The organism is Pseudomonas floridensis, from assembly GCF_002087235.1.
Taxonomy (GTDB): domain Bacteria; phylum Pseudomonadota; class Gammaproteobacteria; order Pseudomonadales; family Pseudomonadaceae; genus Aquipseudomonas; species Aquipseudomonas floridensis.
Genome location: NZ_MUIO01000110.1, coordinates 1 through 15,858 on the forward strand (window position 1 = coordinate 1; position 15,858 = coordinate 15,858).

Consider the following 15,858-nt stretch of genomic DNA (forward strand, 5'->3'; position numbering starts at 1 on the left):
GGCTGGCCGATGCCGACGTCCTGCTGGGCAGGGCGGATGAAGCGGCGGCGTTGTTCGGCCGATTGTGCGATCTGTGCAATGACGTCGGCTTGCTGGCCGAGCAGTACGACCCGCAGGCTGGCCGCATGCTGGGCAATTTTCCGCAGGCGTTCAGCCACATCGGCATTATCAATACCGCGCTGAATCTTCATCGCACCGTATGCCCGGCCAGCAAGCCGACGTCATTGCACAGATCGCACAATCGGCCGAACAACGCCGCCGCTTCATCCGCCCTGCCCAGCAGGACGTAGGCATCGGCCAGCCAGAAGGAACAGACCAGAAAGGTGCCTTCACTGCCTGAAACACCATCGATACTTCGCTCGCCGTCATAGCGCAACAACAGACCGTCCTGCATGAGCGTGCGCTCGATCTGCGCAACCGTACCGATCACCCGAGGATCATCGGGCGGAAGAAAACCGGTCAAAACGATCTGCAGCAGGCTGGCATCGACTTCCTTCGCGCCGTAGGTCTGCACGAAGCTGTTCAGTTGCGCGTCAAAACCGTTCTGACAGACATCAGCATGGATCTCATCCGCCACCTGCCGGTAATGCCTGGCCAGCGCACGATCATCGTCACCCTCCGCCGCCTGGGCGATTTGCGTGGCATTGCGGTCGAAGGCGACCCATGCCATGACTTTGGAGTGCGTGAAGTGACGTGGCTCGGAACGTATCTCCCAAATTCCAGCGTCCGGCAGATGCCAGACTTTTTCCAGAAACGGCATAACCACTTTCGAGATCGCCACACTGCGTGGATGTCGGGGCATGCCGCCTTTGAGCGCCTGAATCATCGCATCGGCCACTTCGCCGTACACGTCCAGCTGCACCTGTGTCGCCGCGCCATTGCCGACCCGTACGGGCAGCGAACCTTCATAGCCGCTCAACCACGGCAACTCGAACTCCGCCAGCCGACGTTCGCCGCCTACGCCGTACATGATCTGGATCTGTTCCGGATTTCCCGCGACGGAACGCAGCAGCCAGTCACGCCACGCCGTTGCTTCTTCGAAATAGCCCAGGTTCATGAACGCCAGCAGCGTCATGGTCGCATCGCGCAGCCAGCAATAGCGATAATCCCAGTTGCGCTCGCCACCCAACTGCTCGGGCAACGAGGTGGTCACCGCCGCGACGATGCCGCCGGTGGGCGCATAGGTCATGGCCTTGAGCGTGATCAACGAACGTTTTACCTGGTCGGTCCAAGGACCTACATCAGGGCAGCGATCCGAAAACTCGCGCCAGTAGCGCTCGGTCTGTTCGAGCGCCTGATCGGCATCGATATCCGCCTGCAATGGCTGATAGGACGCTTGGTAGGCGAGCGTAAACACGTTGCGCTCGCCTTCACTGACACTGAAATGGCTGGCCGTGTGGTGATCCTGAGGCAGCAGTGGAACAGGACTGCGCAGCACCAGCATTTCCGGGCCTGCGACGGCGGTCAGGGTGTGAGGATTCTTCTTTTCAACCCAGGGCACTGTGCTTCCGTAGTCGAAACGTATGGCCAGATCCATGTCGAAGGCGACCTCGCCAGACAGCCCGACCACCATCCGCACCACATGCCCGGCGGTGTTCATCGGCATGAAGTCGATCAGCATTGCGCGCCCGCTGGCGGTCTCGAACAGGGTTTCCAGAATCAGCGTGCCCGAACGATAGCGCCTCTGCACGGCGACAATGTCGGCCTGCGGCGCGATTTTCCAGCAGCCATGGTCTCTGTCACCCAACAACGCTGAAAAGCAGGAGGGCGAATCGAACCGCGGGAAACACAGCCAGTCCAGAGACCCATCACGTGCAACCAATGCAGCGGTCTGGCAGTTGCCCAGCAACGCGTAGTCTTCAATCAATGCGGCCATTCGTAATGCTCAGGTGGGTGAACAATTGCCTTCATGAATACCTGCGTTCAGACCCCCGTGCCGGCAAGTGGCGGTGGGGCCGCCCTTTCAAAACAGCCCCGCTCGTTCTCAGCCAGGCAGGATGTAACGCCTGATCGCTGTCGCGACCCCATCCTCGAGGTTGCTGCCAGTGACATGATCAGCCTGACTCAACACGCTGGCCTCGCCCTGCCCCATGGCGATCGAAAGACCAGCCTTGTGAAACATCGCGACGTCGTTGCCGCCATCACCGATGGCCGCAGTCTGTGCAAGATCGACGCGCAGATATTCCGCCAACGCGACGAGTGCCGAGCCCTTGTTGGCCTCCAGCGCGGTGACGTCCAGATAATAGCGCTGCGAACGGGCGGCGAACGCGAGCCCCTCGATGAGCGGATTGACCTGCGCCTCCAGCGTCTTGAGCAGCTCGAAATCCTTGCTCGCAGCGACAATCTTGTCGACCCGATCCAGATACGGCTCAAAGCTGTCGACTTGAACCGGCTCATAGCCCAAGGCGTGATGCTCGTGGTCGACATAGTCGCCATTCGGATCGATCAGCAGCCAGTCATCGTCGGCAAACACCCAGATCGCAACCTTTTGCGTGGCGAACAACTCAAGGCACGTACGTACGGCCTTAGGGTCGATGCGATGCGCGACCAGAAGACGGCCATCGGCATGCGTGATAGTGCCGCCGTTGAATGCAACGGTGGGCAACTCGATATTCAGTGCTTCGATGACCTGACGCATCGCACGCGGCGGCCGGCTACTGGCCAGGGTGAAATGAACCCCGGCGTGTTGCAGATCGCGAATCGCGTCAATATTAGCCTGGCTCAGGCTATGATCAGGACGCAGCAACGTACCATCGATATCGGAAAGCAGAAAACGCACAGATTGCTCGGACGCAGACACTCCGGATTGCTCAGACATTGAGTTCCCGCCATTCACGACCATCACGACTCAACAGGTCATCAGCAACCCCTGGACCATCCTTGCCCGCCTCGTACATCGTCACCTCGGGTTGCCTGGCCCAGGCATCGAGAAACGGCTGCACGGCACGCCAGCCATTTTCGATGTTGTCAGCACGCTGAAACAGCGTCTGGTCACCGGTCAGGCAGTCATAAATCAAGGTCTCGTAGCCAGTGGACGGCTGCATTTCGAAGAAATCCTTGTAGGCAAAGCCCAGCTCGATGTCTTCCATCTCCAGCGTCGGGCCAGGGCGCTTGGCGAACAGATCGAACCACATGCCTTCGTTTGGTTGAATCTGGATTCTCAGGTAGTTTGGCTTGAGCCGGTCAACTTCTGTGTCGCGAAACTGAGCATAGGGCGCAGGCTTGAAGCAGATGGCGATCTCGGTGCTGCGCGCGCTCATGCGCTTGCCGGTACGCAGATAGAACGGCACACCCACCCAGCGCCAGTTGTCGACCATGACTTTGAGCGCCACATAGGTTTCCGTGGTGCTGTCCGCTGCCACACGCTCTTCCTGACGGTAACCGGCCAGCTTGCGACCGGATACCTCGCCCTCCGAGTACTGGCCACGCACGGAGTTGGCCAAGGCCTCTTCCTCGCTCCATGGCCGAATCGCCCCAACTACCTTGGCTTTTTCGCCGCGCACCGCATCAGCACCGAACGCCGCCGGCGGCTCCATCGCGACCATCGCCAGCAACTGGAACAAGTGATTGGGCACCATGTCGCGCAACGCCCCGGTGTTCTCGTAGAAACTGCCGCGAGTCTCGACACCGACCGTCTCGGCGGCAGTGATCTGCACGTGGTCGATGTAATGATTGTTCCAGAACGATTCGAACAGGCCGTTGGAGAAACGGCTGACCAGAATGTTCTGTACTGTCTCTTTGCCCAGATAATGGTCGATGCGGTAAATCTGCTTTTCGCTCATCGCTTTGAGCAGGCATTCGTTCAACTCGACCGCACTGGCCAGATCCGAGCCGAAAGGCTTTTCGATCACAACCCTGCGAAACGCACCATCCGCTTCGTTCAACAACCCCGAAGCGCCCAGTCGGGTCGCGACTTCCTTGAAGAAACGCGGCGCGGTGGCGAGGTAGAACACTGCATTGGCCGAGCCGGTGCTCTTGATCTTGCGTTCGATGTCCTGATAAGTGGAATCGTCGAGAAAATCGCCCTGTACGTAGCTGATGCGTTCGGCCAGCTTCCCCCAGAGCGCAGGATCCAGCGGCTCCTTTCCCGACTCCGCGACTTTCGAGGCGGACTCTTCGCGAATAAAGTTTTCAAGCTTGCTGGCAAAGTCGGCGTCACTGATCGCATTGTGATCGACGCCAACGATGTGCAGCCCTTCATCCACCAGACCGTCACGCGCCAGATTGTAGAGCGCCGGCATCAGCAGGCGTTTGACAAGATCCCCGTGTGCACCAAACAGAAACAGCGTCGTGGGTGGTGCAACCTCGGCTTTTTGCTCGGAAGTGCCGCGTGACAGGCCCATTACTTGGGTTCCTTGTGACCACCGAAGCCAAAGCGCATGGCAGACAGCATCTTGTCAGCGTACGAGCTGGTCTGGCGTGAGCGGAAGCGTGCAAACAGCGCACTGGACAAGACCGGAACAGGAACCGCCTGTTCGATAGCCGCCTCGATCGTCCAGCGCCCTTCCCCACTGTCCGCCACCGAGCCGGAGAAGGCATCCAGTTGCGGGTCGCTGGCCAGTGCGTCGGCAGTCAGGTCCAGCAACCAGGAGGACACCACGCTGCCGCGACGCCACACTTCGGCAATGTCAGCCATGTTCAGGTCGAAACGCTGTTCGGCTGGCAGATGCTCGGCATTCTTTTGCTTGAGCAGATCGAAGCCCTCGGCAAACGCCTGCATCATGCCGTACTCGATGCCGTTGTGAATCATCTTCACGAAGTGGCCCGAGCCAGCCGGACCTGCATGGATATAGCCTTGCTCTGCACGGGCGTCGTCAGACTTGCGGTCTCTGGTGCGCGGAATGTCGCCCATGCCCGGTGCCAGCGTGGCGAACAGCGGGTCCAGACGTTCGACGATGGCGCTCTCGCCACCGATCATCATGCAATAGCCACGCTCCAGTCCCCAGACGCCACCGGAGGTACCGACGTCCACATAATGCAAACCCTTGACGGTCAGCTCCTGTGCACGACGGATATCGTCTTTATAGAAAGTGTTGCCGCCGTCGATGATCACGTCATCGGGCTCAAGCAACTCACTCAGGATCTGAATGGTGTCTTCAGTCGGCGCGCCCGCGGGCAGCATCACCCAGATGGCACGCGGTGCCTGCAGGGCACTCACCAGCCCGGCCAGATCGGCGGCCGGTGTCGAGCCTTCATTGGCCAGGGCGCTGCGTGATGCTTCGTCGCGGTCATACACCACCGTTGTGTGACCGTCGAGCATCAAACGCCGTGCGATATTGCCGCCCATTCGGCCCAGTCCAATAATCCCAAGTTGCATGAAGTTGCTCCTAAACTCGTAAAAGGGGCCTCACCTGTCATCCAGCGCTTCAACAGTGCGTGAGCATGCTGGTTAGTCAAGCGAGGCAGAACGTCGGTTCCCCAGAGGGTAGATGACCGCAGCCATGCCACCCGATGGTGCATTTTGTCGCGATCAAGAAACGTTCGCGACAATTAAAAATAAAAAAGTTCCAATTTGAGGCAAAAGAAATCAGAATCTGTGCCGATAGAGAGGTTAGCAGCGGCCACTCAGGGATTGATAGTCATTGCCACGGGCCTTTCTGAGGTTGAATCCGCCATTTGCGAGGTGAGCAATGGGCACTGTACTACCAGCACTTGCACCACAAACCCTGTATGTCACGATCCGCCGCGACGAACTGCGTGCGTTGAAAGAAGAACGTGAGCAGCTGCAAAAACGAGTCGCTCATCTGAGCCTCATGCTTCAGCAAAGCCAGTTGTCGTCTTCCGGCACAGCCTTACAGCTCTGAAGCTTTAACCCTGCGTCCTGTCATGACCGCCCCGTGGCAAGCCCGATCCGCTGGCTTGCCCACCTGATGCCCCCTTCCCCGCCATCCTTTTGAACAGTTCGGCCCCAGACACTCTGCGCGCATTTTGCGCCAGATATGTTTTGCGGACCAGACACAATTCGCAATGCCCGGCCACGACGCTACGTCATAGAGCCTTCTGCCAGAACATCGCACGCCCCATTTCGGGATTCAATTGATAATTGTCGAAGCCGATTTTGCGATACGCCCCCTGCGCCACTTCATTGCCTTCGAGCACTTCCAGCGTCAGCTTGCAACACCCGCGCTGACGGGCAATCTCTTCGACCTTGGCGAGCATCTTCTGACTGATGCCCTTGCCTCGGTGCGCAGCGATGACCGCCACGTCATGAATGTTGACTAACGGACGGCAGGCAAACGTCGAAAACCCCTCGAAGCAATTGACCAGGCCAACGGGTTCACCAGCGATGAAAGCCAGGACGCTGAATGCATGCGGTCGTTTAGCCAGTTCGATTGCCACCTGCTCGCGGGTGTCGCTCGACAGCGGCTTGCCGGTCCCCATTACATCCAGAGCGTATTCGTTCAAGACGAACCCAATCGCGCTCGCATGAACCGGATTGGTGTAACTCGCTTGCAGTACCAACACCTCTGGGCCTTCCATTTCCGTCCTCGTCAACCAATAAGTCGTCATAAGCGTGCTTTACGATGGGGCCTGCCCGGTTAAAGGCAGGCCAAAGGAGCGCGATTCTATCCCGTCACGCGCCAAAATGTTTCGGTATAGAAGTGGGAAATTTCAACAGGTGCCCGTAAATAGACATACCACGCACCCGGAAAAGGCAGCGCACTTGAATACGCACACTAAAACCGCGAAACCGGCAGCCGTCTTTTCATCCAGCCGGGGCTAAAACCGATAATTGTCCAACAATCCGACGGCCGGTCAGGCGATCTGAAAGTCGTTAACGCATTGCCCTGAAAAAGCGCAGACACTGCACGCCCATTTGCCCGTAATCAGGCCATCAACGCCTGCGCCAGACGACCGCCGGTAAAAAAGTCGAAACTTCTCCAGACCGGTCGGGTCATGTGAATAGAGCGCCTATGCTGATGGCTGACTGCAGGGAATGGCTGCATCGCGCTGCATCGCTGCTATGTATAGTGAAAGTAGGTACTGTTCTTGCGTAGTGCATGTGCAGATACCCCGGCCATAGGAAATGGCCAATAAAAATCAAGTGATGCACCAACACTGTTTGAACGGGAGAAAACGATGATTAGCGCCGCTGTCAAAACCCAGAAGGGAGAGAGTTTTAACCAGCCGGCCAGCGAGCTGACTCATCTGCCGGTTTTCGCTACGACGAGCGTTCCACTGCTGCAACTGCCGACTTCGACTTCACAGCCCACACTTTCCCAGATCAACAGACGCAAAGTTCTGTTCGTCACATCGGAACTGGCTGACCTGGTGAAAACCGGGGGTTTGGGCGATGTGTCTGCTGCCTTGCCGCGAGCCATGCGTCACCTGCACGATGTCCGCGTGCTGATACCCGGCTACCCGCAAGTGATCAATAGCGGCAACCCTATCCATATCATCAGCCAGTTGGGTGGTTATGCAGGCCTGCCCGCCTGCAAGATCGGCCGGATGGACATGAAGGACGGGCTGGTGATTTATGTTCTGATCTGCCCTGAATTATACGAACGCGAAGGCACACCCTACGCTGACCGCCATGGCCGCGACTGGTCGGATAACCACATCCGTTTTGCTCGCCTTGGCCTTGCCGCAGCGGATTTCGCCGCAGGTGCAGTGAAGACCCAGTGGTGCCCGGAACTGGTTCACGCCCATGACTGGCCTGCAGGTCTGGCACCTGCCTATATGAAGTGGCGCGGTCAATCGACACCGAGCATTTTCACCATTCACAACCTGGCGTATCAAGGCACTGTGAGCACCGGTTCCAGCCGTGAACTCGGTATCCCCGACGAAGCACTGCACGCTGAAGGCATGGAATTCTACGGCAAATTGTCGTTTATCAAGGCAGGCATGGCGTATGCCAGCCACATCACTACTGTCAGCGCAACCTATGCCCGGGAAATCACCACACCGGAATTTGGCTGCGGCCTGGAAGGCTTCCTGCAGAGCAAGGCTGAAAAAGGCCAGCTCAGTGGCATTCCAAACGGCATTGACGCCAGCTGGGACGCTTCCACCGACGAACACCTGATCTGCCACTTTGCGCCCAACGAATGGCTGCGCAAGGAAATCAACGCCGACTACGTTCGTGAACTGTTCAATCTCGACGAGTCGACAGGTCCGCTGTTTGCCGTGGTGTCGCGTCTGGTCTATCAGAAAGGTCTTGACCTGACCATTGGCGTGGCCGAGCACATCGTCAATAACGGTGGCCAGATCGCGATCATCGGTCGTGGCGAACCCGAGGAAGAAGACGCCATGCGCGCCCTCGCCGCGCGCTTCCCGGGCCGTATCGGCGTGCGTATCGGCTTCAATGAAACCGACGCCCGACGCATGTTCGCCGGAAGTGACTTCCTGCTGATGCCTTCGCGCTACGAACCCTGTGGCCTGAGCCAGATGTATGCGCAGCGCTTCGGCTCTTTGCCGGTTGCCCGTAACACAGGCGGTCTGGCCGACACGATCGAAGACGGTGTCACCGGTTTTCTGTTCGATGAATCGACTGTGGAGAGCTACGCCGAAGCCCTTAATCGTGCTTTCCAGGTGTTTGCCCACCCAGAGCTGCTCAATGCCATGCGCTGCCGCGCCATGGCCGCCCCGTTCAACTGGCATCAAGCGGTAGAGCCCTACGCAGAACTGTATCGCGACCTGTTGAAGAAAAATGCGGGTGTTTCAATTCACTACTGAGGAAAAAGGGGTCAATGGATGCCTCTGCGCACAGAAGATAGCTGGCGCCACGGCGCCGTTTTGATAGATCCCGAACACACCCGGTTTGCCCTCTGGGCACCGGACGCCTACACCGTCAACGTTGAACTGGAGGATGGCCAGTCACTGGCCATGCTCCCGCAGCCAGATGGCTGGTTCGTGCTGGAGGCCCGCTGCAAGGCGGGTGCTCGGTATCAGTTCAACATCAATGGGGAAATCAAGGTTCCCGACCCCGCTTCCCGATTCCAGGCTGGCGATGTTCACTCACCCAGCATCGTGGTTGACCCTCTCGCGTATCAATGGCAAAACACTGGCTGGAAAGGTCGTCCCTGGCACGAAGCCGTGATCTACGAGCTGCATGTCGGGACACTTGGTGGCTATGCAGGGGTTGAGAAACACCTTAAGCACCTGGCTGATCTGGGCGTGACCGCTATCGAACTGATGCCGCTGGCGCAGTTCCCCGGTGATCGCAACTGGGGCTATGACGGCGTACTGCCTTACGCCCCGCAGTCTTCGTACGGCACTCCCGAACAACTCAAGCACCTGATCGACACGGCGCATGGTCACGGTCTGGCAGTGATTCTCGACGTGGTCTACAACCACTTCGGTCCGGACGGCAACTACCTGGGCAGCTACGCCAAGGAGTTCTTTCGCAGCGATCTGCACACGCCATGGGGCGATGCCATCGATTTCCGTCGTCCGCAAGTGCGTGACTACTTTGTAGACAACGCCCTGATGTGGCTGCTCGAGTACCGTTTCGACGGTCTGCGCATGGACGCCGTGCATGCGATCCGCGACGAAACCTTTCTGCCTGAATTCGCCGAGCGCGTGCGTGATCGCCTCGATCCCGAGCGGCATGTGTGGCTGAATCTGGAGAATGAATTCAATCAGGCCAGTCTGCTCGATAAAGGCTTCGACGCGCAGTGGGACGATGATGGGCACAACACACTGCATGTGCTGCTGACCGGCGAAACGGATGCCTATTACTCGGACTTTGCGCAGCAGCCGACTCATAAGCTGGCACGCCTGCTGAGCGAAGGCTTCGTTTATCAGGGCGAGCAGACCCGGCATGGGCACACACGCGGCGAGCCGAGCGGCCATCTGTCGCCCAGCGCGTTTGTGTTGTTCTTGCAGAACCATGACCAGATTGGCAATCGGGCGCTGGGCGAGCGCCTCCCGCAACTGTGCCCGGCTCCGGCGCTGAAAGCGGCGACTGCTCTGCTGCTGCTTTCGCCGATGATTCCGTTGATGTTCATGGGTGATGAATGGGCGGCCAGCGAGCCGTTCCTGTTCTTTACCAGCCATCACGGCGAACTGGCCGACGCGGTGCGCGAAGGCCGACGCAACGAATTCGCCGACTTTGCCGCGTTTGCCGATCCAGAGCGTCGCGAGCATATTCCTGACCCCAACGATCCGAGCACCTTCGAGGCGTCTCGACCCGCTTTCAGTGCCATGGCTCTGGAAACCGACAAGGGGCTGGATCATCGCAACTGGCTGGAGCTTTACAAGCAGTTGCTGGCCTTGCGCAAGCAGGAAATCATTCCGCGTCTGCAAGGTGCGCGTTCGCTCGGCGCTGACGTCCTCGCCGATCATGCGGTCAGTGCCCGCTGGCGCATGAGCGATGGCAGCGTGCTGCGCATTGACCTCAACCTGGGTGAAAAGCCTGTCACCCTGACGCAACAGGATGATGCGCGAGTGATTTTCTCCACCCAGCCAAAATCGGCCGAACTTTCACATCGGCACATCCTCAATCCATACACGGCCATTGTCAGCCTGACAGCAAGCGATGTTATGGAGAAACGGGATGAACAATGAGCAACTGGAGAGGCTTGCGACTGAAGCCGGACTGTCGGTGCACTGGGTGGACGCCAACGCGCGCCCCCAGACCGTCAGCCCTGATGTGTTGCGCAAGGTACTGGAGGCGCTAGGCTATGCAGCAGACGGCAGCGAAGCGATAGACGCCAGTCTGCAACGCCTGCAGGCCGAGCGCGAAGGCGCAGGCGCACCGCCACTGCTTACGGTGGATCAGGACGCCAATCTGGACCTGTCCGCCTGGTTCGAACCGCATACGCCTTTTATCCTGCACCTGGAAGAGGGTTCCTCGCTGGATGCGCGGCTGACGGCCGATGCCCACCTGCCCGCTCTGGCACCGCCTGGGTATCAGCAATTGGAGATTGCCGGTCAGCACCTGACAATCGCTGTCGCGCCCAAGACCTGCTTCAGCATGGCGATGGCCACCGACACGTCCACGCCCCGCGCATGGGGCCTGACGGTGCAGTTGTATGGATTGCGCCGCGAAGGCGATGGCGGGTTTGGCGATACCCAAGCGCTGGAAAATCTGGTTCGTGCCGCTGGCGAACGAGGTGCCGACGCACTGGCAATCAGCCCTATACACGCGATGTTCGCCAGCGACCCGCATCGATACAGCCCGTATTCGCCTTCAAGCCGACTCTTTTTGAACAGTCTGTACGCTTCGCCTGGCGCGATTCTGGGTGAGCGTGCGTGGCGTCAGGCCATCGAGGACGCGGGTGTCGGTGATGAACTTAAGCGTCTCGAGACACTGCCCCTGATTGACTGGCCAGCCGCCGCAGCCGCCAAGTGGAAGGCCTTGCATGCCTTGTACGAGGCTTTCAGTGCCGGTTCGCATCCGTTGCACGAAGACTTCAACAGTTTTCGTCACACAGGCGGTGAAGCGCTGGAAAACCATTGTCGGTTCGAAGCTCTGCGCGCTGAATGTCCGGCGATGGGCATCAGTGACAACTGGCACGAATGGCCGGACGACCTGAAAGATCCGCGCAGTGAAGCGGTGTCGGCCTTCGCTGCCGATCACGGCCCGCAGGTCAGCTTCCATGCGTTTACCCAATGGCTGATCGCACGCGGCCTGGAGCGAGCACAGGTTGCAGCGCGCAGCAGCGGCATGCGCGTAGGCCTCATCGCTGACCTGGCAGTGGGCGCCGATGGCGGCGGCAGTCAGGCATGGAGTCGTCAGGATGAGCTGCTATCAGCCCTGACGGTAGGTGCCCCGCCCGACATTTTGAACCGTGCGGGTCAAAGCTGGGGCATTTCCGCTTTCTCTCCCGAAGGCCTGAAACGCAACGGTTTCAGGGCTTTCATCGAAATGTTGCGCGCCAACTTCGCCCATGCCGGCGGCCTGCGCATTGACCATGTCATGGGCTTGCAGCGGCTCTGGGTCGTGCCGCTGGGTTCACCGCCCAGCGAAGGCGCCTATCTGAACTATCCGCTCGACGACATGCTGCGTCTGCTCAGTCTGGAGTCGCTGCGTCACAAGGCGATCGTGCTCGGCGAGGATCTGGGCACTGTGCCCGAAGGCCTTAGCGAGAAACTGAGTGTCCGCGCCATGCTCGGTATGCGTGTGCTGCTGTTCGAACAGAACAACGGTTCCTTCAAGCCGATTCTGGACTGGTCCGCCGAGGCACTGGCCACCACCAGCACGCACGACTTGCCGACCCTTGCGGGATGGCTGAGCGAGCTGGACATCGAGTGGAACGCGCGGCTGGGCCATGTCGACGCACAGAGCGAACGGCACTGGCGCGATGAGCGCGCCCGTGAATACGATGCGTTGCGCCGTGCGCTGGGCCAGAGCAACGACGGCTTCGACGAAAATACCGAAGATGCCGCACAGATCATCGACGCAAGCATTCGCTACCTGGGCCATACCCGAGCGCCCTTGGTGCTGCTGCCTGTTGAAGATGCAATCGGCGTCCTGGAGCAGGCCAACCTGCCTGGCACTATCGACAGCCACCCTAACTGGTGCAGACGCCTTCCCGGCGATGCAGCCTCACTCCTTGATAACCAAGATGCTGCTCGACGACTGGAATTGCTGTCCCAATCCCGGCTGCAAGCTGCGGAGCGCGACCGATGAATCAGCCATTACAACCGTTACGAGCCACTCAACGCCTGCAGTTTCACAAAGACTTCACGCTGGATGATGCCGTTCCTTTGGTGCCGTACTTCGCCAGCCTCGGCATCAGCCATTTGTACGCCTCACCCATTCTTAAAGCCCGTTCTGGCTCCATGCACGGCTATGACGTTGTAGACCCTACCGTCATCAACCCGGAACTGGGCGGCGAGCCCGCCCTGCTGCGGCTGGTGGCGGAGCTGCGCAAGCACGGCATGGGCATGATCCTCGACATCGTGTCCAACCACATGGCCGTCGGCGGTGCGGACAATCCATGGTGGCTGGACCTGCTGGAGTGGGGACGTCGCAGCCCTTACGCCGACTTCTTCGACATCCAGTGGAATTCACCGGACCCACTGTTGGCCGGTCAATTGCTTCTGCCATTCCTGAGCAGCGACTACGGCACGGTATTGCAGGCCGGCGAAATTCCGTTGCGTTTCAACGCGCAACACGGCTCGTTCCATATCGAGCACTACCAGCATCACTTTCCGGTCTGCCCGACCACCTACGACGCGCTGTTGCAAGATACCGGACATGCGCAACTGGACGAACTGGGCCAGCGCTTCGCGGCGCTCAATCAATACCCGCAAGCCTACGAACGTGCGCGCCAGGCCAAGGCCGATCTGGCCGAGCTGGCGAGCGATCCGCAGGTGCTCAAGGCCATCGAGCAAATCACCGCACGCTTCGATTCAAGCAAGCCTGAAGGGTTTGACCGCCTGCACCAGCTGCTGGAGCGTCAGTACTATCGTCTGGCGAGCTGGCGTACGGCCGGGGATGACATCAACTGGCGGCGCTTTTTCGACATCAACGAACTGGGCGGTCTGCGCGTCGAACGTCCGAACGTGTTCGAGGCCACGCACGGCAAGATTTTCCAGTTGATCGCTGACGGCCTCATTGACGGCCTGCGCATTGACCATATCGACGGGCTCGCCAATCCACGCGGTTACGGCCGCAAGCTGCACCGTCGCGTGCAGGGGTTGCTGAGCCAGCGTCCGGCCGATGCGCAATTGAGCCATCTGCCGGTCTTCGTCGAGAAGATCCTTGGTCCCGACGAGCCGTTGCGTCAGGACTGGAGCGTGGACGGCACGACCGGCTACGAATTCATGAACCAGGTGTCGCTGCTGCAACACGATCCCAAGGGTGAAGCGCCACTGGGCGAGCTGTGGAGTCGGCTCACGGAACGTACTGCCAACTTCGACGAAGAAGTGTTAGTGGCACGCGATCTGGTGCTGCACGGCACGCTGGCGGGCGACTTCGAAAACGTTGCGCAGTCGCTGTTGCAGGTTGCCCGCAGCGACCTGATGAGCCGGGACCTGACGCTGGGTGCCATCCGCCGTGCGCTGCTGGCCCTGATCGTGAACTTCCCGGTCTACCGCACTTACATCACCGTCTGCGGGCGTTCCGCGCAAGACGAGCGATTCTTCCAGCACGCCATGGACGGTGCGCGTTCGACCTTGAACGAGGGCGACTGGCCGGTACTCGACTATCTCGCCCGCTGGCTGGGCGGTGAGTCCTGGAGAAAGCTGCCACGCGGGCACGTGCGCAAGCTGTACAAAAACGCTTGCGTGCGCTTCCAGCAACTGACGTCACCCGTAGCCGCCAAATCGGTGGAAGACACCTCGTTCTACCGCTCCGCCGTGCTGCTGTCGCGCAACGATGTGGGCTTCCATCCGCAACATTTCAGTGCACCGGCGAAAGACTTCCACCAAGCCTGCCTGCAACGTATCGAGACCTTTCCGGACAACCTGCTGGCGACCGCGACACATGACCACAAACGCGGCGAAGACACCCGTACGCGTCTTGCCGTGCTGAGCGAATGTGCCGACTGGTATGCCGAGCAGGTAGAACGCTGGCGCCAGCTGGCTGCGCCGCTCAAAGGTGAAGACCCGGCGATCAGCGCTGGCGATGAGCTGATGCTTTATCAAGCATTGCTGGGCAGTTGGCCGCTTGACCTGGAGGGCGAACAGGCCCACGAGGAATACGCCAAACGCATGGTGCAGTGGCAGGAAAAGGCGCTGCGTGAAGCCAAGCTGCAAAGCAGCTGGAGCGCGCCGAACCAGCCGTACGAAACCGCCTGCCGAGAGTTTCTGCAACGTTTGCTGCTGGCGCCTGAAGCCCTCGCTCTGCGCCAGTCTATAAGCGCGACGGCCAGCCGTATTGCGACCGCAGGTGCGCTCAATAGCCTGGCGCAAACCTTGCTACGCTTGACGGTGCCCGGTGTGCCCGATCTGTATCAGGGGACAGAGTTCTGGGATTTCAGTCTGGTCGATCCGGATAACCGCCGCCCCGTGGACTATGCTGCTCGGCAACAGGCGCTGACCGCCAACGTCAGCGCCCCGCAGTTGCTGACTCACTGGCACGACGGCCGGATCAAACAGGCACTGATTGCAGCGACGCTCAAGGTGCGCGCCACGCACCCGACGCTGTTCAGTGAAGGGCAATATGTCCCGCTGGAAGTGAAAGGCAGTCATGCCGAAAAAGTGCTGGCATTCGCGCGAGTAACGGCGAACGAGCGGGCGATCGTGGTGGTGCCGCGCATATCCAGTGAACTATTGGGCACCGCGCAGGCTCCATTCATTAATGCTGCTCATTGGGGCGACACGCGTATCAGCGTGCCGTTTTCCGATTCAGAGACACCGTGGAAAGGCCTCTTTTCTGACGTCGTCGTGATGAGTGATGGGGAAATACCGCTCAGCGCAGCGCTTGAAGAATTTTCCGTCAATATGCTTATTCAAACTATGTAATACCTGGGAGTGTCGAGATGAGTGCCGACGAAAAAAGAATCCGTGAATTTGCCTATCAGATCTGGGAGTCCGAAGGTAAACCCTCCGGTCACGACGCCCGTCACTGGGAGATGGCGCGAAAGCTGGCGGAAGCCGAAGCTCTGGCGCCGGACAAGACCACTGCACGCAAGGCCAACAAGCCGAAGTTGCCAGAGGTAGACAGCGCCAAGGCGCCTGCCAAAGGTCCGGCCAAGCCGGCAGCCAAGGCAGCGCCTGAGGCCAAGCCTGCCAAACCTGCGGCATCCAAGCCTGCGGCGGCCCCGAAAGCCAAGGCGCCTGCCAAGCCGAAACCGGCCCCTGCGGCGGCCCAAGGCGACGCACCAGCCAAGCCTGCGCCGAAGAAACCACGCAAGCCATCGAATACTTGAAACTCTTCTGTCTCCACGCAAGTCCATTGTCGCAGGTCCCATCCGGTTCCCGGTGAGACCTGCGGTAACCCCAATCTTTAACTTCAGTGTTGAAGCC

The 15,858-nt window shown here is 59.5% G+C and carries 11 protein-coding genes and 1 pseudogene; 7 read left to right on the plus strand and 5 right to left on the minus strand.

All coding sequences use genetic code 11. The annotated features are described in order from the left end of the window. Positions 1-89: 89 nt before the first annotated feature. A complete protein-coding gene (locus BZK31_RS24020; protein WP_425273303.1) occupies positions 90-290 on the plus strand; it encodes a glycoside hydrolase family 15 protein in 201 nt (66 codons plus the stop codon). Here the strand turns inward: BZK31_RS24020 and BZK31_RS24025 are convergent. The 4 genes and pseudogenes from BZK31_RS24025 to gnd form a co-directional block, all read right to left on the minus strand. Next, positions 206-1,876, minus strand: a pseudogene (locus BZK31_RS24025) (glycoside hydrolase family 15 protein); the annotation flags it as partial. The gene BZK31_RS24020 and the pseudogene BZK31_RS24025 overlap by 85 nt on opposite strands. 108 nt (positions 1,877-1,984) lie before the next feature. Next, positions 1,985-2,818 carry a Cof-type HAD-IIB family hydrolase gene (locus tag BZK31_RS24030; RefSeq protein WP_083185775.1) on the minus strand — a complete coding sequence of 278 codons (834 nt, stop codon included), beginning with the start codon at positions 2,816-2,818 and terminating at the stop codon, positions 1,985-1,987. Beyond that, on the minus strand, positions 2,811-4,343 hold the full coding sequence (gene zwf, locus BZK31_RS24035) for a glucose-6-phosphate dehydrogenase (RefSeq protein ID WP_083185776.1): 1,533 nt from the start codon (positions 4,341-4,343) through the stop codon (positions 2,811-2,813). Before zwf ends, BZK31_RS24030 begins: the two co-directional genes overlap by 8 nt. Continuing rightward, on the minus strand, positions 4,343-5,317 hold the full coding sequence (gene gnd / locus BZK31_RS24040) for a phosphogluconate dehydrogenase (NAD(+)-dependent, decarboxylating) (protein ID WP_083185777.1): 975 nt from the start codon (positions 5,315-5,317) through the stop codon (positions 4,343-4,345). Before gnd ends, zwf begins: the two co-directional genes overlap by 1 nt. 313 nt (positions 5,318-5,630) lie before the next feature. On the opposite strand from gnd, the gene BZK31_RS24045 reads away from it, so the two are divergent. After that, positions 5,631-5,804, plus strand: coding sequence for a DUF6026 family protein (locus BZK31_RS24045; RefSeq protein WP_083185778.1), 174 nt, complete (start codon positions 5,631-5,633; stop codon positions 5,802-5,804). Between the two features lie 184 nt (positions 5,805-5,988). Here the strand turns inward: BZK31_RS24045 and BZK31_RS24050 are convergent, their stop codons facing one another. Next, positions 5,989-6,480 carry a GNAT family N-acetyltransferase gene (locus BZK31_RS24050; RefSeq protein WP_083185779.1) on the minus strand — a complete coding sequence of 164 codons (492 nt, stop codon included), beginning with the start codon at positions 6,478-6,480 and terminating at the stop codon, positions 5,989-5,991. A gap of 600 nt (positions 6,481-7,080) precedes the next feature. Between BZK31_RS24050 and glgA the strand changes: the two genes are divergently transcribed. From glgA to BZK31_RS24075, 5 genes are read left to right on the plus strand one after another with little or no spacing between them, the layout of a single operon-like run. Further along, positions 7,081-8,673, plus strand: coding sequence for a glycogen synthase GlgA (gene glgA, locus BZK31_RS24055; RefSeq protein WP_083185780.1), 1,593 nt, complete (start codon positions 7,081-7,083; stop codon positions 8,671-8,673). A gap of 18 nt (positions 8,674-8,691) precedes the next feature. Then, positions 8,692-10,506 (plus strand): malto-oligosyltrehalose trehalohydrolase, encoded by a 1,815-nt coding sequence (gene treZ, locus BZK31_RS24060; protein WP_083185781.1) that lies wholly within the window; start codon positions 8,692-8,694, stop codon positions 10,504-10,506. After that, positions 10,496-12,574, plus strand: coding sequence for a 4-alpha-glucanotransferase (malQ, locus tag BZK31_RS24065; protein WP_083185782.1), 2,079 nt, complete (start codon positions 10,496-10,498; stop codon positions 12,572-12,574). Before treZ ends, malQ begins: the two co-directional genes overlap by 11 nt. Then, positions 12,571-15,354: a malto-oligosyltrehalose synthase gene (locus BZK31_RS24070; RefSeq protein ID WP_083185783.1), complete on the plus strand. Its 2,784-nt coding sequence runs from the start codon at positions 12,571-12,573 to the stop codon at positions 15,352-15,354. Before malQ ends, BZK31_RS24070 begins: the two co-directional genes overlap by 4 nt. A gap of 17 nt (positions 15,355-15,371) precedes the next feature. Next, entirely contained in the window at positions 15,372-15,761 is a 390-nt protein-coding gene (locus tag BZK31_RS24075; protein ID WP_083185784.1) for a DUF2934 domain-containing protein, read from the plus strand. Positions 15,762-15,858: the final 97 nt, after the last annotated feature.

Coding starts and splice junctions, on each gene's coding strand:
- treZ (WP_083185781.1), top strand. CDS start 8,692: ATGCCTCTGCGCACAGAAGATAGCTGGCGCCACGGCGCCGTTTTGATA.
- BZK31_RS24030 (WP_083185775.1), bottom strand. CDS start 2,818: ATGTCTGAGCAATCCGGAGTGTCTGCGTCCGAGCAATCTGTGCGTTTT.
- BZK31_RS24050 (WP_083185779.1), bottom strand. CDS start 6,480: ATGGAAGGCCCAGAGGTGTTGGTACTGCAAGCGAGTTACACCAATCCG.
- glgA (WP_083185780.1), top strand. CDS start 7,081: ATGATTAGCGCCGCTGTCAAAACCCAGAAGGGAGAGAGTTTTAACCAG.
- gnd (WP_083185777.1), bottom strand. CDS start 5,317: ATGCAACTTGGGATTATTGGACTGGGCCGAATGGGCGGCAATATCGCA.
- BZK31_RS24045 (WP_083185778.1), top strand. CDS start 5,631: ATGGGCACTGTACTACCAGCACTTGCACCACAAACCCTGTATGTCACG.
- zwf (WP_083185776.1), bottom strand. CDS start 4,343: ATGGGCCTGTCACGCGGCACTTCCGAGCAAAAAGCCGAGGTTGCACCA.
- malQ (WP_083185782.1), top strand. CDS start 10,496: ATGAACAATGAGCAACTGGAGAGGCTTGCGACTGAAGCCGGACTGTCG.
- BZK31_RS24070 (WP_083185783.1), top strand. CDS start 12,571: ATGAATCAGCCATTACAACCGTTACGAGCCACTCAACGCCTGCAGTTT.
- BZK31_RS24075 (WP_083185784.1), top strand. CDS start 15,372: ATGAGTGCCGACGAAAAAAGAATCCGTGAATTTGCCTATCAGATCTGG.